18 protein-coding genes are annotated in these 22,549 nt (G+C 66.9%); 5 read left to right on the top strand and 13 right to left on the bottom strand.

Annotated features, from left to right (window positions below):
• The first annotated feature begins 711 nt into the window (after positions 1–711).
• A complete protein-coding gene (locus tag BLU27_RS18135; RefSeq protein WP_172804986.1) occupies positions 712–1,902 on the top strand; it encodes a GAF domain-containing protein in 1,191 nt (396 codons plus the stop codon).
• Between the two features lie 221 nt (positions 1,903–2,123).
• Here BLU27_RS18135 and BLU27_RS18130 read toward each other — a convergent pair whose 3' ends face one another.
• The 12 genes from BLU27_RS18130 to BLU27_RS18075 all read right to left on the bottom strand — a co-directional run bounded on the left by BLU27_RS18130 (position 2,124) and on the right by BLU27_RS18075 (position 17,235).
• Positions 2,124–3,086: an anti-sigma factor RsbA family regulatory protein gene (locus tag BLU27_RS18130; RefSeq protein WP_172804985.1), complete on the bottom strand. Its 963-nt coding sequence runs from the start codon at positions 3,084–3,086 to the stop codon at positions 2,124–2,126.
• A 779-nt stretch (positions 3,087–3,865) separates the two neighbouring features.
• Positions 3,866–4,324 carry a hypothetical protein gene (locus BLU27_RS18125; protein WP_092654853.1) on the bottom strand — a complete coding sequence of 153 codons (459 nt, stop codon included), beginning with the start codon at positions 4,322–4,324 and terminating at the stop codon, positions 3,866–3,868.
• Positions 4,325–4,636: 312 nt separating this feature from the next.
• Complete coding sequence (locus tag BLU27_RS18120; protein WP_241827500.1) at positions 4,637–6,289, bottom strand: FAD-dependent oxidoreductase; 1,653 nt, start codon at positions 6,287–6,289, stop codon at positions 4,637–4,639.
• 118 nt (positions 6,290–6,407) lie between these two features.
• Positions 6,408–6,671: a UBP-type zinc finger domain-containing protein gene (locus BLU27_RS18115; RefSeq protein WP_092654851.1), complete on the bottom strand. Its 264-nt coding sequence runs from the start codon at positions 6,669–6,671 to the stop codon at positions 6,408–6,410.
• Positions 6,672–6,725: 54 nt separating this feature from the next.
• Positions 6,726–7,190: a thioredoxin gene (trxA, locus tag BLU27_RS18110; RefSeq protein WP_092654850.1), complete on the bottom strand. Its 465-nt coding sequence runs from the start codon at positions 7,188–7,190 to the stop codon at positions 6,726–6,728.
• Positions 7,190–9,844, bottom strand: coding sequence for an ATP-dependent chaperone ClpB (gene clpB, locus BLU27_RS18105; protein WP_241827499.1), 2,655 nt, complete (start codon positions 9,842–9,844; stop codon positions 7,190–7,192). Before clpB ends, trxA begins: the two co-directional genes overlap by 1 nt.
• Positions 9,841–10,356 (bottom strand): chaperone modulator CbpM, encoded by a 516-nt coding sequence (locus BLU27_RS29985; protein WP_092657854.1) that lies wholly within the window; start codon positions 10,354–10,356, stop codon positions 9,841–9,843. The genes clpB and BLU27_RS29985 overlap by 4 nt, the downstream gene beginning before the upstream one ends.
• A 300-nt stretch (positions 10,357–10,656) precedes the next feature.
• A complete protein-coding gene (locus BLU27_RS30930) occupies positions 10,657–11,718 on the bottom strand; it encodes a DnaJ C-terminal domain-containing protein (protein WP_092654848.1) in 1,062 nt (353 codons plus the stop codon).
• A 6-nt stretch (positions 11,719–11,724) separates the two neighbouring features.
• Positions 11,725–12,339, bottom strand: a complete 615-nt coding sequence (locus tag BLU27_RS18090; RefSeq protein ID WP_092654847.1) for a nucleotide exchange factor GrpE — start codon at positions 12,337–12,339, stop codon at positions 11,725–11,727.
• An 8-nt stretch (positions 12,340–12,347) separates the two neighbouring features.
• Positions 12,348–14,348: a molecular chaperone DnaK gene (gene dnaK, locus BLU27_RS18085; protein WP_092654846.1), complete on the bottom strand. Its 2,001-nt coding sequence runs from the start codon at positions 14,346–14,348 to the stop codon at positions 12,348–12,350.
• Positions 14,349–14,893: 545 nt separating this feature from the next.
• On the bottom strand, positions 14,894–15,694 hold the full coding sequence (locus tag BLU27_RS18080; RefSeq protein WP_092654845.1) for an HAD family hydrolase: 801 nt from the start codon (positions 15,692–15,694) through the stop codon (positions 14,894–14,896).
• 116 nt (positions 15,695–15,810) lie between these two features.
• Positions 15,811–17,235 carry an NAD-dependent succinate-semialdehyde dehydrogenase gene (locus BLU27_RS18075; RefSeq protein ID WP_092654844.1) on the bottom strand — a complete coding sequence of 475 codons (1,425 nt, stop codon included), beginning with the start codon at positions 17,233–17,235 and terminating at the stop codon, positions 15,811–15,813.
• An 869-nt stretch (positions 17,236–18,104) separates the two neighbouring features.
• Between BLU27_RS18075 and BLU27_RS18070 the strand changes: the two genes are divergently transcribed.
• Both BLU27_RS18070 and BLU27_RS31325 read left to right on the top strand, forming a co-directional pair.
• Positions 18,105–18,632 (top strand): Hsp20/alpha crystallin family protein, encoded by a 528-nt coding sequence (locus BLU27_RS18070; protein WP_092654843.1) that lies wholly within the window; start codon positions 18,105–18,107, stop codon positions 18,630–18,632.
• Positions 18,633–18,794: 162 nt separating this feature from the next.
• Positions 18,795–19,088: a hypothetical protein gene (locus tag BLU27_RS31325; RefSeq protein ID WP_157728634.1), complete on the top strand. Its 294-nt coding sequence runs from the start codon at positions 18,795–18,797 to the stop codon at positions 19,086–19,088.
• Between the two features lie 304 nt (positions 19,089–19,392).
• Here the strand turns inward: BLU27_RS31325 and BLU27_RS18065 are convergent, their stop codons facing one another.
• Complete coding sequence (locus BLU27_RS18065) at positions 19,393–20,289, bottom strand: DUF2267 domain-containing protein (RefSeq protein WP_092654842.1); 897 nt, start codon at positions 20,287–20,289, stop codon at positions 19,393–19,395.
• Between the two features lie 484 nt (positions 20,290–20,773).
• Here BLU27_RS18065 and BLU27_RS18060 point away from each other — a divergent pair, with 484 nt between their 5' ends.
• Together BLU27_RS18060 and BLU27_RS18055 are read left to right on the top strand one after the other, a co-directional pair.
• Entirely contained in the window at positions 20,774–22,063 is a 1,290-nt protein-coding gene (locus BLU27_RS18060) for an FUSC family protein (protein ID WP_157728633.1), read from the top strand.
• A gap of 216 nt (positions 22,064–22,279) precedes the next feature.
• Entirely contained in the window at positions 22,280–22,462 is a 183-nt protein-coding gene (locus BLU27_RS18055; RefSeq protein WP_092654840.1) for a hypothetical protein, read from the top strand.
• The last annotated feature ends 87 nt before the right edge of the window (positions 22,463–22,549 follow it).

Here is a 22,549-nt window from a genome sequence, read left to right as displayed (position 1 = left end):
GCGTCAGGGACAACGTGCAGGTCGACCAGAAGGTGGTCGCCGTGCCGGCGCAACCAGCCACAGGCGTCCTCCTAGTGCGCGGCCAGGCGTAGGAGTACGGACTCGCCGGCGGGTGGTCCGACGAGTTGTACGGCGAGAGGAAGGCGGGGTCAACCGGAAGACCTCGGGGGCGAGGAACACGCACTACCGACCACGCTGGCCGCCTCGCCACGAAGCCAGGAGGGGATCACGACAACCGGCGGTGGGGCCGAACGTCCGTCCGTGAACTGCAGGCGGAGATCTGTTTGTTCTGGTCCCGCTGGTCCACTGCCGAGAATCTCCCAGCGCACGCTGGAGGGCCGACCACGCGCCAGCGGACGAGCGGTAGCTGGCCACACGTCCAGTGCGCTACGGCCAACCGGCGGCGGCCATGGAGCGCCTGCCTGCCTCGATCCTTGGCGGCATAACCACCCTCCGTCCCGCGCCGCGGCCCGGTACCGAATACCTGACGCCCGACTAGGCTGGAAATCTCGCTGCAGCCGTGATCGAGGATGTGACACGTGGTGGTTACGCCGGTCTAGGGGTGTTTGGGTGGTGTTTGGTCGCGTACGTGGATCCAACGACAACGGTTGCCAGGCGTCGCACGAGCGGAGACGGCGTTGGCTTGCTGGTGCGCACGAACTGGCGCAGATCCTGCTTGACGAAGTTGGCCTACATCATGCCATGGGCGTGGTGAGCGAGCGTCTGGCGGCGATCTCCGGCGCAGAAGCGGCAATTGTCGCCTTGGTCGACCACGGTGATCCGAAGACGCTTGTCTGCGAAGCAGTCGGCGGGATCGACATGGCTCATTGGGTGGGTGTACGCAGTCCTCGTCGCGGACTCCTGGCCGTGGCTATCGACACGCAGACGCCACTCATCGTGGCAGACCTACCTGCAGACGAACGCTACGACCCGCCGGCCGAGTGGCGCAAAGCCATGACCGACGTCGGTATGGGAATGGCGATTCCCCTGGTCGCGTCGGGCGAGTCCCTCGGTGCGTTGGTAGTTGTTTGGCGCCGCGGATCGGACGCTGAACGAGCGGCGAGGAGTGAGGTCGACGACGTGCAAATGTTCGCCACCCACGCAGCTGCAGTCCTCCAGCGCGTACGCATCCAGCAGCAACACGCACGAAGCGACCTCTGGCTCGAAGCCGCAGGACAGTTGGCGCGACTCCTGCTCACCGACGTCGACCGCGACCACGCGATGCATACGGTAAGTAAGCGACTGCAGCAAGCCTCCGGCGCGGACATCGTCGGCGTGATAATCGCGGACGCCGGCGATACCACCAATGTCGCGTCCGTCATCTTCGAGGGCCTGGAAACGGCCGCGCCGCCAGATATGCGACTGCCCCGGCAGGGGCTGGTAGCAGCCGTGCTCGACTCGGGCGAAGCCATTGTGAGCAAGGACTACACCCGTCAGCAGGGGTACGATCCTCCTGCCCAGTGGTCGTCGGAGTTCGCCGCTGTGGGACTTGGCATGTTGATGCCGATGGCTGTCGACGGAGAGGTTCTCGGTGTCCTCTTCGCCGGATGGCGAAGGAACTCACCACATGAGCAGGACGCCTTCACCGAGGCCGAGCAGGTCCAAACTTTCGCCGACCTGGCTGCACTGGCGCTGTACCGCATCCGCAGCCAGGATTGCCACGACCAGTTGGTCGCGCTCCAGGAACGTGACCGGCTCGCCAGAGAGGTCGGTGACACCATGCTCCAGAGGCTGTACGCCGCCGGCCTCCAGTTGGTGACCAGTCACGATCTCGCAGCCGAACCCCAACTGAAAAGAAATCTCATGACGACCATGCATACGCTGGACCAGGCCAGCGACGAGATTCGTAACGTCTTCTTCCGCAAGTCCCCGACGGAACCCGGCAACGAGCAGGAATCCTGACCGCACCATCCCAGCCACATATGCTTCGATTCCAACGCTCATGGCGCCACGAAGCGCTCGTTCACCCGTATCCGGACGCACCCTCTGAGGTGCACTCATCGCCGGCGAGTTCGAGCCAGGAACCCACCCGCCACGGCTGCAACGGCCCTGCCTTCAACCTGTCGAACGCCCGACCGGGCTCAGGTTGAGCCCCGCCTTTGTGCCGTGGTTCGACAGGTCTACTAATCGACCGGCGCCGGATCTCGGACGGCGCGTAGCCGGAGCGAGAAGCCGTCCGCGGTCGGGATGAGGGTGGCGTCGATGTCGAGCAGGTGGGTCATCCAAAGGCCGAGACCAGTCCCGAACGTGGTGTTCGCCGAGGGTACGAGCCCGGCGAGTGGGTCGACGGGCCCCTTGCCCCTGTCCTGCACCCTCACGACGACGCGGCTGTCGGTGGCCCAGATGCGGACGGTCGTGGGAGGTACGCCGTGCAGCCGCGCGTTGGCGACGGCCTCGGAGATACCGAGCAGCAGATCTTCCAGTGTGTGATCGTCGACCCGCCTGCGAGCGATCTTCTCAAGAGTTTGCCGGGCCTCGGCCGCGGAGGGGTTGGTGAGCTCGACGGCGGGCGTCGAGGCCTCCAGCGGGTCGGCGGTCACGGGAAGATCCGACCTCGTGCCGTGCCCCTCGTACCGGCTGTTGACGCCGTGCACGCCGGCGGCGGTGACGACGTGGGGATGCGCCCGCTCGACCACGTTCCGCACCTGTTCGGACACTGTCCTGGCGTCGTACAGGCAGAGGCTGCGTACGGGGAACTCCTCCCACACGGAGTTCACGGCGAACTCGTAGCGGTCCCAGCCCTCGAAGCGCCCGCCGTTGCCCGGGTGAGGTACGTCGCCGGCGATGCGGATCCGCGGTGCACCGGCCGCGACGTGGCGTTCGAACATTCCCCGGTACGTCGCGATCGCCCGCGCGGGCGTGGCGTACAGGCTGCGGTCGGCGATGAAGGTGACCGTCGAGGGATCGTCGAGCCACGACCGCAGCAGGTCTGCCTTGCGCTTGTCGTAGCCGATGACCACCGGTTCGCCGGCGGCGATGCCTTCAGCGACGAACGGCACGATCAGCGCGCGGAACTCAGCGTCGGACGCGTAGAACCCGGCCTCGTGGAAGTGGCCATTGAAACCGTCCACCTCACCGACGCTCACGTCTGCACCTCCGACGGGACCAGGTTGGGCGGTCGATCGCAGGCCGCACAATGGAACACGATGCGTTGTGCAGACTGCAGGTCGTGCAGGACCCGGCGCCTGCCGGGCACCGCGAGTCTGCCAGACAGAAGGACCGGCATACGCGTCCCCCCGACATCGAGGAAGCGCAAGCCAGGATCTGGTGCCGGGCCGTCACGCGGAGTTGACCGCTCGACACGAACTCCTCCGATGGCGCCGCAGCGAACGCCTGCAAAGGCATCGCCGCCGTCGTGGGCGATCACGACGTCATGCCCCGCCGACTGGAGCGCCCGAACGGGCACGAAACGTAACGGGATCGCCCTCACAGCCCCGACGCGTTCTACACCATGCGCCCCGTACTGGCGAACGGCGATCCAAGGGGGTCATCACAGCGGCGTGCAGCCCGATCAACGCCAAGCAACCAGGCGTGTCTCGGAGTAACAATGGCACGCGCCACGCCTTGACGCCGGTGGCCAGTTCAGTCGCCCACCCGGAGGCGACGACGGCGGCGGAAGACTTCGGCCCGTGCGGTCGCAACGGCCGAGCCGGCGGCAAGCTCTTGTCTTGACGCAGTAGTGCTCGACGGATCTGTGCCAGAAGCTGCATGACGTTCCGCCTCGGACACGTGCACGGTCACGGTGTGGTGCTGGAACTGGCGGGGTCGCCCTTGCGCGCACAGGTTCTACCTCACGTCGCGGTCCATCGCAGCCACCGGCCACCTGCGAAAGACTCGATCATCTGACCGTCGTCGCCCCCGTGACCTACCTGTTCGGTGGTGCGGCGCGTTGAAGTTCGCGCTCGGTCTCAGCGATGAGGCGACGGCCCAGTTCGCGTTCGGCCGCGCTGACGACCGCGGAGAGGTGGTGGGGGTACATGCGCGCACGGATCGCAGCCATGCGGGTTTGGTCACCGGCTAACTGGGCGTGCAGCAGCTGGGTGAGGACCTGCTCAGCCTGAGCCGCTGTCAACTCCGGCACGGGCTCCGCGACCCAATACCAACAGGCGTCAACCTGGTGGGGCCAGCCCGGAACCCACCCAAGGTCACGTCCCAAATAGACGTTAGCCCAAGCGCAGGCTTCACCAGCGTCCACCGGCCCGGTGATGCCGACCATGTGCCCATCGACATGGAGCTGCCAGCGGCAGTCGGGCTCGGTGTAGAAGATCAGTTCTGACCGGTACCAGACGGGGTTGCCTGACTCCGACTCAGTGTCGGTGGTCATCGCGGCCTCCTCGTTGAGCCCGGAAAGCGTCGATGAGTGATGACCGACGGCTCGTCTGAGAGTCTGCGAACCGCATGTTCACCAACAGGATCCGCCGCGACCCTCGACCAGATCAGCTGGATGAGGTGACACTCACCGAAGCACGTTCACGGCGGGAGACACTCACACGTTGTCAACGCCAGCAGCCTCGCGCACGCACGGCCCACACAATTTCGGCTGACGCCTACAGCCACCAAGCCCGGCGCCACAGCGCAACTCCTGAGCAGCCGCCGCCAGCTCCTTGAGTCTCCACCCCGCACTGGGTCGACGGCGTCAACGCCGACCGACGGTGTACCCCTCGCCCCGCGTCAGGTGGGCGTAGCTGAGCCGGACCGCCATCGCGCCCTCCCCGACCGCGGAGGCAACGCGTTTGATCGACCCACTGCGTACGTCACCGGCCGCGAACACTCCGGGAAGGCTGGTCTCGAGGAAGGTTCCCGGGTAGCTTCCGTCGCGCTCGACGTCGGATCCGGTCCGGACGAAACCGTTTTCGTCGCGTGCCACGTCGTCGCCCAGCCACCATGTGCAGGGGGTCGAGCCGATGAAGACGAACAGCGCACGCGCCGGCACCTCTTCGCGTTTCCCGGTGTGGTTGTCCTCGACGACCAGGGCCTCCAGGGTGCCATCCCCGACCAGTTCGCGGACCTCCGTGTGGGTGCGTACCTCGACCTGCGGCAGGCGGCGAATCTCGTCGACGAGGTAGCGTGACATGTTCGTCCCCAGGTCGTCCTCGCGGACGAGGAGGATGACCCGGCTCGCGGTGTTGGACAGGAACAGCGTTGCCTGGCCGGCGGAGTTGCCGCCGCCCACCACCGCCACCTGAACCCGCCCACACCACAAGGCCTCCTGCTCGGTGGCGGCGTAGTAGATGCTGGTCGGTTCGAATTCCTCCAACCGGGGCACCGGGAGTCGGCGGTACCTTGCGCCGGTGGCGATCAGGACCGAGCGGCTCAGCACCGGCGGGCCGTCCTCCACGTCGACGACGTAGTGGCCCGCGTCCTGCTTCAGCCCCGTCGCGGTGGCAGGGATGTGCATCCGCGCGCCGAACTTCTCGGCCTGGAGGACGGCCCGTTCGGCGAGTTCTGCACCGGAGATGCCCGAGGGGAAGCCGAGATAGTTCTCGATCCGGGACGACGTGCCGGCCTGCCCGCCGGTCGCGACCGAGTCCAGGGTGATCACCGCCATGCCCTCTGACGCCGCATACACCGACGCCGCCAGGCCGGCCGGGCCGGCGCCCACCACCACGAGGTCGTGCAGTGGGGTGGACGGCTCGGGGACGAGCAGGCCGAGCCGCTGGGCGAGTTCGGCGTTACTGGGGTTGCGCAGCACATGGCGCCCGCCCAGGATGACGATCGGTGTGTCCTCCGGACGGAAGGCCAGGCTGCGCAGCAGCTCCTCGACTCCGGCGTCCTTGTCCAGGTCGACGAAGCGGTGCGGCAGGCGGTTGCGCGCTGCGAACTCCCGCAGCCGCCGGGTGTCCCGGGAGTAGCAGGAACCGACGATCCGGACTCCGACGCCGAACTCGATCAACAAGGACCGCCGGAGCAGGAACGCCCGCAGGATCAGGTCGCCGAGCGCCGGGTCGTGTGCCACCACTTCCCGCAACGCCTCGGGCGGTACGTCCAGCACCTCACCGGCCTCCACCACGACTGCGGTGAAGAAGGACGGCTGTCCCGTGAGGACGCCGAGTTCGCCGAGGAACCGGCCGGCACCGTGCACGCTGATGACCCGCTCCTCCGGGGTGCCGTGGTCGGCGACATTGGCCACCTTGCCCGAGACGACCACGAAGAAGTCGTACGGCTCGTCCCCCTCGCGGAAGAGGACGTCCCCGACCTCGGCGGTGCGTCTGGAGCCTCGGGCGGTTAGCGCGTCGATCTGGGGGGCGTCCAGTCGCGGGTAGGCGCCGGTGGCGTCATGGGTCTCCACTTGCGTGGACGGTTCCGGCGGTGTTGACGGGGCTCGGTCGTTCATGTGGCGGCCCTCCCTCCGATGTCGTATCAGTGGTGGTTCAGGGCCCGTTCTTGGCGGTTCACCGGTCTCGCGGTCAGACGAACTGCTGGTCGAAGTAGCACCAGCGCCAGTCCTCGCCGGGCTCGTAGGACGCCACGATCGGATGCCCGATGTGGTGCGCGTGCGCACGGGCGTGCTTGAGCGGCGAGGAGTCGCAGCAGCCGACGTGGCCGCAGGTCAGGCACAGCCGTAGGTGCACCCAGGGTGAGCCCAGTCGCAGGCACTCCTCGCAGCCGGCGGGTGTGCGGGGTTCGACGGGGCGGATCTGTTCCAGGTGTGGATCCAGCGCGACAGGCATGTCGGTTTCTCCGTTCTCCGGTGGGGTTCTCGGTTCGGGTTCGTGGCCCGGCTGTCAGGTCTGTTCACCGGCCGCTCGTTCCTCGGCCAGTGCTTCCTCCACCCAGGTACGCAGGCGCGCGGCGGGGGCCGCGCCGAGCTGGGTGGACACCACCTGGCCCGCTCGCATCACCAGCAGCGTGGGGACGGCCTGGACGCGGAAGCGTTCGGACACCTGGCGTGCCTTGTCCACGTCGACCTTCACCAGCTTGATCTGGCCGGCGAGGTCGCGGGCGACCTGTTCCAGCGCCGGGCTGACCATCCGGCACGGGCCGCACCAGGTTGCCCACAGGTCGACCACGACCGGCAGCCGCGAGCGCTCCACCACTTCGGCGAACGTTTCGTCGTCGGCGTCGACGATCCACGGCAGCGGTGCGTGGCAGTTACCGCACCGGGGTTCGCCGTCCCCGGTCGCCGGAACGCGGTTGCGGCGACCGCACTTGGCGCACTCGACGACGTTCGTCTCGGTCTGTGTGGTCATCAGTCCCGTTCCTTCCTCGATCGAACCCTCAGGCGGCCTCGGCCTGTCTGGTTGGGGCGGGGGTTGTGGTGGGTCACGGTGATCTCGCTGTTGTGGGTGTCGACGGTGATGACGGCGCCGTCGTGTATGTCTTCGGTGAGGAGGGTGCGGCCGATGCGGGTCTCGATTTCGCGGGAGATGAATCGTCGTAGGGGCCGGGCGCCGTAGACGGGGTCGAAGCCTTCCAGGGCGATCAGTCGGCGGGCTGGTTCGGTGACGTCGAGCCTGATCCGCCGGTTGGCCAGCCGTGCCCGTAGTTCGTCGAACATCAGGTCCACGATGCGTTCGATCTCGGTCTGTGTGAGTGGTTTGAACAACACGATTTCGTCGACCCGGTTGAGGAATTCCGGCCGGAACCGTGATCGCAGGTCGGCCATTACCCGTGCCCGGGCGTCGGGGGTGATCTGTCCGCCGGCGGTCGCGCCTTCGAGGAGGTATTCCGACCCGACGTTGGAGGTCATGATGACGACGGTGTTGCGGAAGTCGACCGTGCGGCCCTGGGCGTCGGTGAGGCGGCCGTCGTCGAGGACTTGCAGCAGCAGGTTGAACACGTCGGTGTGCGCCTTCTCGATCTCGTCGAACAGCACCACCGAGTACGGCTTGCGGCGGACCGCTTCGGTGAGCTGGCCGCCTTCCTCATAGCCGACGTATCCGGGTGGGGCGCCGACCAGGCGGCTCACCGTGTGGCGTTCTTGGTATTCGCTCATGTCGATGCGGACCATGTTGTCCTCGGTGTCGAACAGCGCGGCGGCGAGGGTCTTGGCCAGTTCGGTCTTGCCGACCCCGGTGGGGCCGAGGAAGATGAACGACCCGATCGGGCGGCGCGGGTCCTTGATCCCCGACCGGGCCCGGATCACCGCGTCCGCGACGAGCTGGACCGCCTCGTCCTGGCCGATCACCCGCTGGTGCAGTATCTGGTCCAGCATCAGCAGCTTCTCCCGTTCGCCTTCCTGCAACCGGCTCACCGGGATACCGGTCCAGCGGGAGACGATGGAGGCGATCTCCTCCTCGGTGACCACCTCCCGCAGCAGCCGCCGCTCGCCGAGCTTCTCACTCAGCTGCTCCTCCTCCGCGTGCAGCCGCCGTTCCAGCTCCGGCAGCCGGCCGTGGCGCAGTTCCGCGGCGCGGTTCAGGTCGTAGTCACGCTCGGCCTGCTCGGCGTCACGGCGTACCTGCTCGATCTCCTGCCGCAGCTCCTGCACCCGCCGCAGCGCCTGCCGTTCGGCCTCCCACTGCGCCCGCATCGCGTCGGTCTGCGCGTGCAGGTCCGCCAACTCCTTACGCAGCTGTGCCAACCGGTCCTTGCTCGCGGCGTCGGACTCCTTGCTCAGCGCCGCCTCCTCGATCTCCAGCCGCCGCACCCGCCGGGTCAGCTCGTCCAGCTCGGCCGGCATCGAGTCGATCTCCGTGCGCAGCATCGCGCACGCCTCGTCGACCAGATCGATCGCCTTGTCGGGCAGGAACCGGTCGGAGATGTAACGGTGGCTGAGCACGACAGCCGCCACCAAAGCCGCGTCCTGGATCCTCACCCCGTGGAACACCTCCAGCCGCTCACGCAGCCCGCGCAGGATGGAGATCGCGTCCTCCACCGACGGCTCGTCCACCATCACCGGCTGGAAACGGCGTTCCAAAGCGGCGTCCTTCTCCACGTTCTTGCGGTACTCCACCAGCGTGGTGGCGCCGATCATGTGCAGCTCACCGCGGGCCAGCATCGGCTTGAGCATGTTCCCCGCATCCATCGCACCCTCGGCCGCACCCGCACCCACCACGGTGTGCAACTCATCGACGAACAACAGGATCCGCCCCTGCGCGGCACGCACCTCGTTCAGCACCGCCTTCAGCCGCTCCTCGAACTCACCGCGATACTTCGCACCCGCCACCAGCGCACCCATGTCCAGCCCGAACACCACCTTGTTCCGCAGCCCCTCGGGCACATCCCCGTTGGCGATCCGCTGCGCCAGCCCCTCCACGATCGCGGTCTTCCCCACCCCCGGGTCACCCACCAGCACAGGGTTGTTCTTCGTCTTCCGCGACAGGATCTGCACCACCCGCCGGATCTCCCCATCCCGCCCGACCACCGGGTCCAGCCGGCCCGCCGCCGCATCAGCCACCAGATCCCGGCCGTACTTCTCCAACGCCTCATACGCCGCCTCCGGCTGCGCGGAGGTCACCCGCTGATTACCCCGGACCCGGGTCAGCACCGCAAGGAACCGGTCCCGCGACAGCCCCAGATCGTGCAACAACCTCCCCGCCGGGCTGGCCGGCCCCTCCTCCAGCAAAGCGACCACCAGATGCTCCACCGACACATACTCATCCTTCAGCCGCCTGGCCTCCCGATCCGCCGCATCCAGCAACCTCGACAGCCGCTGAGTCACATACACCTGCCCCGGCTCCACACCCGGCCCACTCACCCGCGGCCGGCGTTCCAGCTCCTCCTCCACCTGCTTACGCAACAGGTCCGGATCCACCCCCGCCTGCACCAACAACCGCGGCACCAGACCCTCTGGCTGGTCCAGCAACGACAGCAACAAATGCTCACCATCGACCTCGGTATGCCCAAACCGCAACGCGGCGGACTGCGCCTCCTGCAAAGCCTCCTGGCTCTTCTGAGTCAACCGGTTCGGGTCCACAAGCTGCCTCCATAACGTCGGGCCACAGACGACTGTCCGCGCCCACCGGATTTGGTGACCGTCCGCCTACCGGCACCAACAGTGCCAACGGGGCCAACAGTGCCAACAGTGCCAACGGGGCCAGCGGTGCCAACGGGGTCAACGAAGGTAGACGGCTGCGGGGAGCGCCGCGGAAGGCGCACACCAGCCGCGCGTTCGGCCGCCTCCAGTTCCGCGATCCGGTCCAGCAGGTCCAGCACCACCCCGATCCCCGCATAGTTCAAACAAAACCCGGCCCGCAACCGCTCGATCCGCGCAGCACGGCCAACCTGAGCAGGCGCGAAATGCAGCCGCCCCGACGGGTCGGCATCCGCGTCCAACAAACCCAGCACCACCAGCCGGCGAACATGATCCGGATGCAGCCCCACCACCGCAGCGAACTCCTCCAACCCAAGATGCCCCTGCCCGCCAGGACGCCCCTCCCGCCGAACCCGCACACGCACCAGCGCAAACGACATCAGCCACCCCCTCCCCCCGCACCACACGACCAACCAGACGACCAACCAGACGACCGACCAGACGACCGACCAGACGACCAACCAGACGACCGACCAGACGACCGACCAGACGCGCCGTCACCGGAGCGGGCACGCGGGTCGAACCCGGACGCCCGCGCCAGCTCCGACCACAGCCGGCGGACCCGCACACGCACGAGTGCGAACGACATCAGCCACCCCCTGCCCGTGGGTCGAACCCGGACGCCTGGGCCAGGTCCGACCACAGCCGGCGGACCCGCATACGGACGAGTGCGAACGACATCAGCCACCCCCTGCGCGTGGGTCGAAGCCGGACGCCTGGGCCAGCTGCGACCACAACGTGCGTTCTTCCTCACTCGGGTGCGGCGGCACCATGATCCGCACCTGCGCGTAGACGTCACCCGGCCGGCCGCGTGGGTTCGGCATCCCCCGGCCCCGCAGCCGCAGCGACCGCCCGCTGGAGGTGCCCGGCGGCACCTTGACCTTCGCCTCACCGCCCGGGGTGTCAACCGCGACCGTCGCGCCAAGAGCCGCCTCCCACGGGGCAAGCGGCAGGTCCAGGTAAATGTCGCGGCCCCGCACCCGGTAACGCCGATGCGGCACAAGCCGCACAACGAGGTAGAGGTCACCGGGCGGGGCGCCGTCACTTCCCCGCCCGCCCTGGCCGGCCAGCCGGATCCGCTGCCCCTCGGTCACACCGGGCGGAACGTTCACCTCATACTGCCGGGCACCCCCCGGCCCCGACAACGTCACCGACCGGGGCCCACCCCGATACGCCTCCTCCACACTCAACGGCAACTCGGCCTCCTGGTCCGCACCCGGAATCGGGCCCCAGCCACGCCCGCCCCAACCAGCCCGACCAGCCCGCCCGGTCCCGGCGCGTCCGGCGCGCCCGCCGAACATGCCGCTGAGCAGATCCTCCAGATCGACCTCCTCCCCCTCCGCGCCACCGAACCCCTCAAACCCCTCAAACCCGCCGGCACCCCCGAACCCGCCGGCACCGCCGAACCCGCCGGCGCCGCGAGCCCCCGCACCCGCCCGGGCACGACCACCCGCCCGGGCCCGCGCCTGCGCCTGCGCCTGGGCCCGCGCCCAGGTGTCGGGGTCGACGTCGTCAGGCACCCGCCGAAAGTCCGCACCGAACACGTCGTAGCGCTTACGCAGATCAGGATCCGACAGCACGTCGTAGGCCTCCGAAACGTCCTTGAACCGGTCTTCGGCACCAGGATCCTTGTTCACATCGGGATGGTTCTCCCGCGCCAGCCGCCGGTAAGCGCGCTGGATCTCCTCCCGGGTCGCCGTCCGGGGAACCCCGAGAACCTGGTAGAAGTCACGGTCAGCCATCCGCCCTCACGCCGCCTTCGTGGCCACCACCACACCCGCCGGCCGCAGCTGCCGCTCCCCCTCGCCATAACCCGGCCTCACCACGTCCAGCACCGTCCCCGCCGGCACCTCCGCACTGGGCACACTGGCCACCGCCTCATGCCGAGCCGGATCGAACACCGCCCCCACCTCCTCGTCCTGACGCGGAAACCCCAGACCGGCAAGCACCCCGACCGCCTGCTCCAAAACCGCCCGAACCCCCTCCAGCAACGAGTCCTGCTCCCCCACCTGCGCACCGTGCGAACCCTGCGCGTGCGAACCCTGCGCGGCCTGCGCGTGCGAACTCTGCGCGGCCTGCGCGTGCGCCACCGCCCGGTCGAGGTTGTCCACCACCGGCAGCCACCGCGCCGCCAAACTCGCCGCCACCTCCGCACGCTGCCGGTCCAGCTCACGCACCTGCCGCTTGCGCTGGTTGTCCGCATCGGCCACAGCACGCCGCCACCGGTCCTCAAACTGCGCCACCCGCTCCTGCGCCTGAGCGAGCTCGTCACGAAGCTCGAAGTCCGCAGGCACACCCGTCTCGCCGGTCGCACCCGCCTCCGGGTCATGCGGGCGGCCTCGCGGAAGGTTCTGCTCGGTCATCACAACCCTCAGTCCGTGGTGAACTCCGCGTCGATCACGTCCTCGTCCTCGGCCGCTGCACGCTGCCCCGGCACACCCTGACCGCCAGGCCCACCACCAGGCCCACCACCAGGCCCACCACCAGGCCCACCGCCAGGTCCGCCGCCGGGTCCGCCACCGGGTCCGCCGGGTTCACCGCCTGGTCCGCCGCCGGGTCCGCCCGCTTGGCCACCAGCACCCGCGGCGCTCAGGCTGTGGTAGATCTGCTGCAGTTCACCGGTCAGCGACCGCAGCCGTTCCAGCGGAGCACTGTCGTCCTTGACCGCCTGGCGGGCATCGCCCAGCAGCAGCTGCGCCCGCGCCCGCTCATGCTCCGGTGCGGCGTCACCGAGCTCACCCAGCCGCCGTTCGACCTGGTAGGCCGCCGCGTCCAGACCGTTGCGGGCATCCACCACCTCCCGGATCCGGGCATCGTCGGCCCGGTACCGCTCGGCATCAGACACCATCCGGTCCACCTCGGACTTGTCCAGGTTGGAACTCTCACTGATAGTGATCCGCTGCTCGGCCCCGGTGTCCTTGTCACGCGCGGACACGTTCAAAATGCCGTTCGCGTCCACGTCGTAGGTCACCTCGACCTGCGGCTCACCACGCGGCGCCGGCCGGATGTTCTCCAGCCGGAACCTCCCCAGCACCCGGTTGTCACTGGCCCGCTCCCGCTCACCCTGCAACACCACCACATCCACCGCGGACTGGTTGTCCTCGGCCGTACTGAACGTCTCAGTACGCCGCGCCGGGATCGTCGTGTTGCGGTCCATCACCTTCGTCATCACCCCACCAAGGGTCTCGATCCCCAACGACAACGGCGTCACATCAAGCAGCACAACGTCCTTCATCTCCCCCTTCAGCACCGCCGCCTGGATCGCCGCGCCCAGCGCCACCACCTCATCAGGGTTGACCGTCATGTTCGGGTCCTTGCCACCCGTCATCCGCCGAACCAGGTTCTGCACCGCCGGCATCCGGGTCGCCCCACCAACCAGGATCACCTCATCGATATCGTCCGCGGTCACCTTCGCATCAGCCATCGCCTGCTCCACCGGCCCACGGCACCGTTCCACCAGATCACGGGTGATCTCCTCAAACGTCGACCGCATCAACGTCATGTTCAAATGCCTGGGCCCGGAAGCATCAGCAGTGATGAACGGCAGATTGATCGTCGTCTGAGTAACCGAGGACAACTCGACCTTCGCCTTCTCCGCCGCCTCGAACAACCGCTGCAACGCCTGCGGATCCCGCCGCAGATCAATCCCGTCCGAACGCTGGAACTCCTCCGCCAGATAGTCCACCACCCGACGGTCGAAGTCGTCACCACCCAAATGCGTGTCACCCGCCGTGGCACGCACCTCCACCACCCCATCCCCCACATCGAGCAAGCTCACGTCGAACGTCCCACCACCCAGATCGAACACCAGGACCGTCTCATGCCCCTTCTTGTCCAGCCCGTACGCCAGCGCCGCCGCCGTCGGCTCATTGATGATCCGCAACACCTCAAGCCCCGCGATCCGCCCCGCATCCTTCGTCGCCTGACGCTGCGCATCATTGAAATACGCCGGCACCGTGATAACCGCCTCGTTCACCTTCTCCCCAAGAAACTTCGCCGCATCCTCGGCCAACTTGCGCAACACCAGCGCAGAAATCTCCTCCGGCGAATACAGCTTCCCGTGCACATCGAACCGCACCGCACCATCCGGCCCCGCCACCACATCAAACGACACCGCACGACTCTCGCTACCCACCTCCTCAAACCGCCGCCCGATGAACCGCTTCGCCGACGTGATCGTCCCCTTCGGATTCAAGATCGCCTGCCGCCGCGCCAACTGACCCACCAACCGCTCACCACCCTCGGTGAACGCCACCACCGACGGCGTCGTCCGCTGCCCCTCCCCATTCGGAACCACAGTCGCCACACCATCCACCACCGCAGCAATCACCGAATTCGTCGTACCCAGATCGATACCAACCGCTTTCGCCATGATCAAATCCGTTCAGAAGGTCTCAACTGCAGGTCATGTCCGTCGCCGAACCGCTCTGTGGATGAGCCACATCAGCGGATCGCATGCAGCACCGGAAGACTGTGATCCAGACCGGATACCTGGAGGCAGAGATTCGACCGGGAACGTAACAAACACGAGGTCGCGAAAGTCTGCGCACTACCTCGCAGTCTCACGCCCAAAGAGCAGAGTGTAAAGAGGCTTACAGCATCGAATCTCCGAGCTGCCTTTTAGCACTGCCACGCGACTGCACGGATCCTTGGATTGAGTCAGCACGCTGGCAGAGATCACGTAATCACGCTAATATCAGCGGCTCTACACCTTCTCCTGTCAGACCCGAGGATCTGCAGTCTGGCCGTATCAATGGAAACTAGCGTCGTGACGGAACTGTCGGCAGTCGTTCCGCGAAGAGGCCCAATTACCGGTCATCTCCACGATCGGCGCACCTCGCATACGTGGTGTCCCACGCCTGTCCAACAGAGCGGCCGGGTCGAACTAATTCCTGGAGAAGTACCCCACAGACCGGATTAACCATGCCTGGTGGCCAGGCGCCCGTCGGCCAACGCGGCGACGTCGACATCGTCGAGGGTGGTGACCACGATGTCGGCGTTGGCCCTGGCCAACAGGTCGGCGTCGTCGGCTCTGGCGACCCCGATCGCGGACATACCGCTGGCCTTCGCGGCCTCGATTCCCGCCGCGGCGTCCTCCACAACGAACGAGTTCTCCGGCTTGACCTGGAGCTCGTGCGCTGCGGTGAGGAAAATCTGCGGATGCGGTTTTCCGTAGGCGAGGTCTCGGCCCGAGACATCGGCATCGATGAAGTCCAACAGCGTGAGGCCCGGCCGTACGGAAGGCGAGGAAATGTGATGCTCTGAGGCGAACGTGTCAAGCCGGATCCTTCGCAGGATGAGCTTGGTGTTCGTCGACGACGAGGCGGTCGCTGTGCGGATCCCGGCATCCTTGACGGCGATGATGAACCGCAACGCGTCGGGAAAGGGGGTGAAGTCTCCGGCCTCGATGAGGCGGACCACCATCGCCTGCTTGCGGTCGGCGTACTCCGCTGCTCGCGTACCCTCCTCATCGTCGGGAATGTCGAAGTAGGCAAGGGCAGCCTGCGCGCCGCTCAGGCGTGGCTTGCCCGACAACTCCTCCTGGTAGACCCGCGACGTCAAGGCTTCCGGCGTCCAGCCCGTCCGGTCGCGGATGTCGCGCCACTCCGGTTGCATCAGCTCGCGCAACGACTCACGCCACGCCTTCTCGTGCGGCGAGTCGACGAGGACACCGTCGACGTCGAAGATCCCGCCCTCAAACGTGTCGGCATGTGTCATTCCTGACCGAGCTCCATTCGTGCACCCATTTGGTGCCTAACCGAACGTGGGTCACCTGGCTACTCCGCCTCGATGGATGGTGCTCGCGCCCGGTCCCCATTGTGCGTAGTTGCTCCTCAGCCCTGGGCGAAGCCGATCGCCGAGGTCGTCGGGAAGGTGCGGATCAGTTTCCGGTTGACGAACTCCTTGATCCCCAGATCGGACAGCTCTCGCCCGTACCCGGAGCACTTGATGCCGCCGAAGGGCAGTTCGGGCCGGGACGAGGTGGGGTGGTTCACCCAGACCATGCCCGTGTCGAGCCGCTCGGCGACCCGGCGGGCCCGGTCGAGATCCCGGCACATGACGACGCCGCCCAAGCCGTACGGATTGTCGTTGGCCAGGCTGACGGCCTCCTCGTCGTTGGCGACCTGGTACACCACGGCCGCCGGCCCGAAAAGCTCCTCGTGGTAAGCACGCATCCCGCGGCGTACGTCGGTGAGGATCGTCGGCTCGACGAAGGCGCCGGGCCGGTCGATGCGCCTGCCACCGGTCACCAGGGTGGCGCCCTGCGCGACGGTGTCACGGATCTGACTCACGAGGTTCTCGGCGGCCTCTTCGGACGAAAGAGGGCCGAGGCTCGTCGCCGGGTCCATGGGGTCGCCCGGGGTGAGCGCCTCGAAGCGTTGGCGCAGCCGGCCGACGAACTCGTTGTAGACGTCGGACATCACGATCATCCGCTTGGCGCTCACGCAGCTCTGGCCCATGTTGCCCAGGCGGCCGACGACCGCGGCGTCGATGGTCCGGTCGAAGTCCTTGCCGTCGAGCACGATGAATGGGTCGCTCCCGCCGAGTTCCAGTACGGTCTTGTCGATCTTGCGCCCGGCACGCTCGGCCGCGCTCGCACCTGCCCGGTCGCTGCCGGTCAGCGAGACACCCTGCACCAGTGGATTGTCGATGATCCGCCCGATCCTGGATCCGCGTACGAACAGGTTCGTGTAGACGCCGGGGGGAGCGCCCGCGTCTCGGAACAGCTGCTCGAGCGCGAGTGCCGACTGCGGGCAGTTGCTCGCGTGCTTGAGAAGGATCGTGTTACCCGCAACCAGGTTGGGCGCCGCGAAGCGGGCTACCTGGTAGAGCGGGTAGTTCCAGGGCATGACGCCCAGGAGCACGCCGAGCGGCCGGTTCGTCACGACGGCGGCGCCCTCGTCCACGGCTATCGGCTCGTCGGCGAGGAGTTCCGGCCCCTGCTCTCCGTAGTATCGGAGGATGTCGACGACGAGATCCACTTCGCCGTAGCTCTCCTCGATGAGCTTGCCCATCTCCAAGGTCACGGTACGGGCGAGCTCGTCGCGGCGCTGCTGCATCAGGTCAGCAGCCCGGGCTACGAGCTGCGCGCGTTCCCCGGCGGGCAGCCACCGCCACTCCTGGAACGTCCGCTGAGCCTGGTCGACCGCTCCGTCGGCCTCCTCGTCAGACATCGCGGGAAACTCGCGCAGTACCTCGTTTTGGTACGGACTGACACTCTTAATAGACGTTCGTGCGACTGATGGGGTGGCGGTCATGATGTCTCCATGAGGTTGAAGATCGCCTGGGGCGGAATGCAGATGCCCGGGACGACGGGATCATCGCGTGCACGGGATCGGCGAGTACGCGAAGTGGTACCTGGGCGTGGACGACGAGGAGCCGCCGGAGTGCAAGACTCCTCGCTGGGGGGCTGGTGCTCGCTCAAGGCATCCCGGCCGTCGAGCACGTACGGTCCCTGCTGGATCAACTCCCGGGCCCGCACGTACCCGCGCTCGTTCAGCGTGACCGCCATGCCTCGTCACCGTCCCGACCCATTGACTACCGTCAAGCACATGCCGACGGCCGGGCGGTGGGCAAGGCCGAAAGCCCTGTCCTGGTCGGGTCGACCGGACCGCCCACGTTCCCAGGCCCGCGATCGTGAACTCGGCTCCGGATCGGTCGTGAGGCGGGGTCTCCCGCACCGAAGGAACAACGCTCCGGTGCCGTCTGGGCGTTGTTGAAGGAACCCAAGTCGGGCGCCAGACAGGTCGTCGGCGTCGACGCCCTCGGCCAAATAGCGGCGATCACGAACGAACCCTCGCGAAATATCTGGACCTTTCCCTAGCCATATTCACTGTGAGCGTCTAACGGCCGTCCAGAATCCATCAGCCCGCCGGTTTCTCACATGCGACCGCACGACATTTCCCACCGAGATCGATTGGACGATCGAGTCGCGACATCGATTGGTGGGACACGGAGATCGCTCGGATCGCCGAGTGTGGCGGCTTTCGCGCCGGGTACAGGTCCTTGCGCCCGGGACAAGCCGTCCTTGGTGGCCGCAGATTCGTCGCTGCCACCAGTAGGTCGAGACCCAGGGGATGTATGCCACTAGCGGCTGGATCCCAGGACGAGAAGAGGAGAGCAGGTCATGACAACGATGCCGATGAGGCGCACCAGAAGTGTCCGTCTGCACGGGATGGAGCCGTCGATGATGCTGCGACGAGAACCGTTTGCGGACGTGCAGGAACTCGTCAATCGCATTGGCGGGTTGGTCCAGCAGTCGGTGGAGACCGAGGCGGAACGTCCGTGGATTCCGACCGCCGAGGTCGAGGAGACCGACGATGCTTACGTCGTCAAACTCGAACTGCCCGGAATAGCACCTGACGACGTCGAGGTGGGGATCCGTGATCGCGACCTGTGCGTCAACGGTGAGGTCCGTGAGGAAGAAGAACAAGGGTCCAACGCGCTGCGAGTTCGCATTGGACGCTTCCACTACCACACGACGCTGCCGTCCGACGTGGAAGCCGACAACGTCAAGGCCTCGATGAACGAAGGTGTGTTGACGCTGCACATCCCCAAGCCCCAGCAGGGCCAGGGGCGCCGCATCCAGATCATGAACGGTCACGATGAAGGCGGGCGGCAGGAGATGAAGAGGTCTGGCGGCCATCGTTCCTGACACACCACTGGAGCGTCCAATGTGACGTCGGCGCGGCGCGGTTCTTGAGCCCTGGTCGGCAACCGCCATGAGGTGGCTGCCTTCGTCGAACAGCGCGAGGTTCCGCATGCGGTCGGCCCTACCGGTTGGTACACGGAGGCGACGTAGTGCGTCACCCCCACGGTGGTCGACGACGAAGTCCGCGCCGCGCTGGACAATATCTTTGACCTCGCACCCTTGCACGTGCCGCCCGCGCTGACGCTGCTCGACCGACTGCGGCATCAGCTGCCCGACGTGCTCCACGTGGTGTGTCCGGACACCGCTGTTCCACGCCGACCCCCGGTCGTAACGGCCATCTACGCCCTTCCCACCCGGTGGCGGTCCCGCTGGGACCCCGCTGGTACGGCTTCCATGGACTCTCCTACGCCTGGCCGAGCCGACGCACGGCGGAGCTGCTCGGGCGTGACCCCAGTGTGAGTTGCGCATGGTCATAGCGCATCTGCCGGCGCTGCCTGCGTCTGCGCCGTGGACGGGGACGCAGTGTGGACACCTCCATGGGCTCACGCCGCTGGACGGCGTTCCGATGAGCACCCTGTCGGTAGCGGTTGATCCCGGCATGCTGATCTGCGAGATCGGCTGGGACCAGCCAGAAGTCCGCCCACGGCGTCTGCCTCGGTGTGGGCGGCTTCGCGTTCCCACTCCCGTACATCGAGGACGGTAGGTCAGTCCTGAGGGCGCACTCCAGATCGCCGTCGAGACGCGGACCGTGCTGTGTTCGCGATCAGCCTGACCACAAGGCCGCGTACTTCGGGCCGAGTTGTGCCACGACGTCGTGGAACTCCTCACCAACGGCCTCACGCAGCGTGGTCATGACCGCTCGAGCGTGGACGAACGCCTCCTGCGGTGTCACACCTTCACGCTCGGCCACCCGGGCAAGGAATCTCTCCAACGACATGCGCTGGGCCTGATCGGCATCCCCGGACCTGCCGGCTCGCAGGGGGTCATGGAGCCGGGGGGGCAACCTGCTGATCAGATCGTCGACCTCCCCCGCGGCGAGGCGCTCGGCGAGGGTTTGGAGAACGGCATCGGTGACCCGACTGGCATCGCCGTCATGGAGCTGGGCACGCTGGGCAACCCGTTCGAGAAAGGCCCCGGCCGGAAGGATCTCCGGTCCGGTGGGCAGGACAAGGACGAAATCCTTGGGGAGCTGCGCGACGAGGTGGGCGAACTCCCGCTCGCTCACCGCGCGCGAGAGCGCCGTGAAGACCGCACTTGCAGCCCGGGTCGCGGTCGGAAGATCCATGTCGCCCCGCTCCGCCACGCGGCGGATGAACTCGTCGACATCGAACCCCTCTGCTGGGTCAGCCGTGAACAGCAGTGGACCCAACTCCGGCGGAAGCTCGCCAGCGAGATGACGGGCCTCGGTGGGAGAGATCCGCTCGGCCAGGGTCTGCAGAGTGGCAGCGGTAGTGCGGTCAGCCCCGACTCCTGTGGCCCCGCCACCTCGTTCCACGACGGTCAGAAACTGGTCATAGTCCATGTTCTGCATCTCTTCGCTGCGAAGGGTGGAGCCCGCCGACCAACGGATCCTGGTGGACCGACGCCGGCCGAGCACTTCCAGCGGCCGCGGCGGCGAGCACGCGATGAAGATGAGCGGCGGCTGATTCGATGTCGTCATACTTACCTTGGGCTGCGCCCGCGCTGATCACTCCGCATCTGTGAATCTTCGCGACGCCACCGAAGGAATTTGTAGTGTGTTTTTGTGTCGACAGGCTCCTCATCCCGATACCGATGTACCACTTCCCATACTCTCAGAAACCGCGCTCCTCAAGGCAAGCATTCTCGTCCTGGCTGGGTAGTCGACTTCTCGACAGTCCCACACGACGTGGCACAATGCTGAGGACGGCCGGGAATCCATCGGCCGATGGACGAGCATTAGCAGACTCTTTGCTGGTACAGAGCGGGAAGTTCAAAGAGTTGTTCACTGCCTATACCGCGATGACATCCGAGACGACGATCGGCAGCGCCTCTGGTGGCACGGTTACACACAAGCGACCGTCGTCGCCGTGTACGTCTCCGGCGCGGCGTCGACGCTCGGTGTGTCAACCTGTGTCAGGCACGAGCTGGTGCTAAGCCACCGATGGCGGCCAGGTGTCCGTGGGGTGGAGCGGCAGCTGAGACACCCCCAGGGACCGGCCCACATTATACGGCTGACCCGGCGAGGCCCCGACGCGTTCGTCCGACAGGCCGTGCGGGCCACGGCCGCTGCGGTCATCGCCTACCTGGTTGCGCAGCAGGTGTCGAGCAGTCCGCAGCCACTACTGGCGCCGCTCACCGCGCTGATCGTCGTCCAGGTCACGCTGTATGCCACCCTCACCAGCGGAGTGCAGCGGGTGGCCAGTGTGATTGTGGGCGTGCTCATCGCAGTGGGCTTCGCCCATTTGGTGGGACTTACATGGTGGAGTCTGGCGATCTTGATCTTTGCATCCCTGGCCCTGGGCCGGGTCCTGCGACTCGGGCCGGCGGTACAGGAGGTCGCCATCAGCGGCATGCTCGTAGTAGGGGTTGCCAACCCAGCGGCAACGGCACAAGGACGGGCGCTCGAGACATTGATCGGGGCCGGGGTGGGAGTGCTACTGAACCTGCTGGTGCCCCCCTCTGTCTACGTCCAGACGGCCGGCGAAGCCGTCGACAAGATTGCCGACCAGCTCAGTGAGCTACTGCGCAGCATGGCGCGTGAAATCCAGCAGGGAGCGAGCGCCGAGAACGCCAACTCGTGGCTGTCTGAGGCCCGTCGGATCGACCGGGAATTCGTCAGGGTGGATGTCGCCCTCGCCAAAGCCGAGGACAGCCTGCGCATGAACCCCCGCGGCCGTCAGCTGCTGCATACGCGGCTGATCTTGCGCAGCCGCATGGACACCTTGGACCACTGTGCGGTATCGGTCCGGTCGCTCTGCCGTACCCTGGTTGAACTTTCCGGCGGCCCTCACCGCAGGGCGCTTCTGTCCGACGAGCAACTGACCGTCTTGCTGGAGGGCCTCCTCAGCTGTCTGGCGGATTCGTTCGACACTTTCGGAGCGATCGTCACCACCGAAATCACTCCGGACACCAAGCCCCACCGGGACGATCTGGATCACGCCCTGGCCCAGGCCCGTATGCATCGCGACGCGGCAGCCCAGCTTCTGCGATCACGGGTGTGGCGCGACCCGCAGGGCTGGGAACTGGCGGGAGCCCTGTTGGCGGCGGTCGACCGACTGATGGCCGACCTTCAGGTAGGAACTCGGCCATCCGGGGAGAACCGTACAGTGACACCACACTTCCAATTGGGCTGGATTCCACGTCTGGTCGCCCGCCGCGGGGCCACGACAGTCCGTGCCATCAGGAAATGGATGGCTCCCGCTGCCCAGTCCCGCAGGCGGGCAACACTTCCGTCGCCACCAGGTCCATCCTGACCGAGCTCTGACCATGTACCGCGCGACAGGATCACCTCCAGTAACGAAGATGGGGAGCCACCCCACAGAATTCCGGGCAGCAACTACCCGCACATCGCGGCGCCGCGATCGCAGGCCCGGCATGGCTCCGGGCAGCTCTCATCCTGTTGCCGTTGCCTGATCGGTTATGACACTCTCGTCTCTGGCGCCCTGCTGTTCCACAAGCATGATTTCCCCATGAATGACTTCCTTCAGGGCAGCGTAGTCAGCGTTCTGCTGCTCGGCGCAATGGCAGGCGCGCTGGTGGTAGCCGTGTGGCAGATCGCCAGGGCGCAGGGAACGGTGGCCCTGGAGGGCGTGCTCACCGCCGACGGGATCCCCGGCGCTTGTCTTGGCAATCGGCTCGCCGTGGCTTCCTGAGTCGACTGCCCGGTCTCATTCGAGGCCAGCTTTTACTCCGTGCCCGCCCGCGCCGTCAGCGTCGAGCAGCGGGTCCCCGAGACCGAC

Origin of the sequence: Actinopolymorpha singaporensis (genome assembly GCF_900104745.1) — a bacterium.
Taxonomy (GTDB): domain Bacteria; phylum Actinomycetota; class Actinomycetes; order Propionibacteriales; family Actinopolymorphaceae; genus Actinopolymorpha; species Actinopolymorpha singaporensis.
The sequence above is the reverse complement of the archived record's forward strand: the minus strand, read 5'-3'. Positions and strand labels throughout refer to the sequence as shown.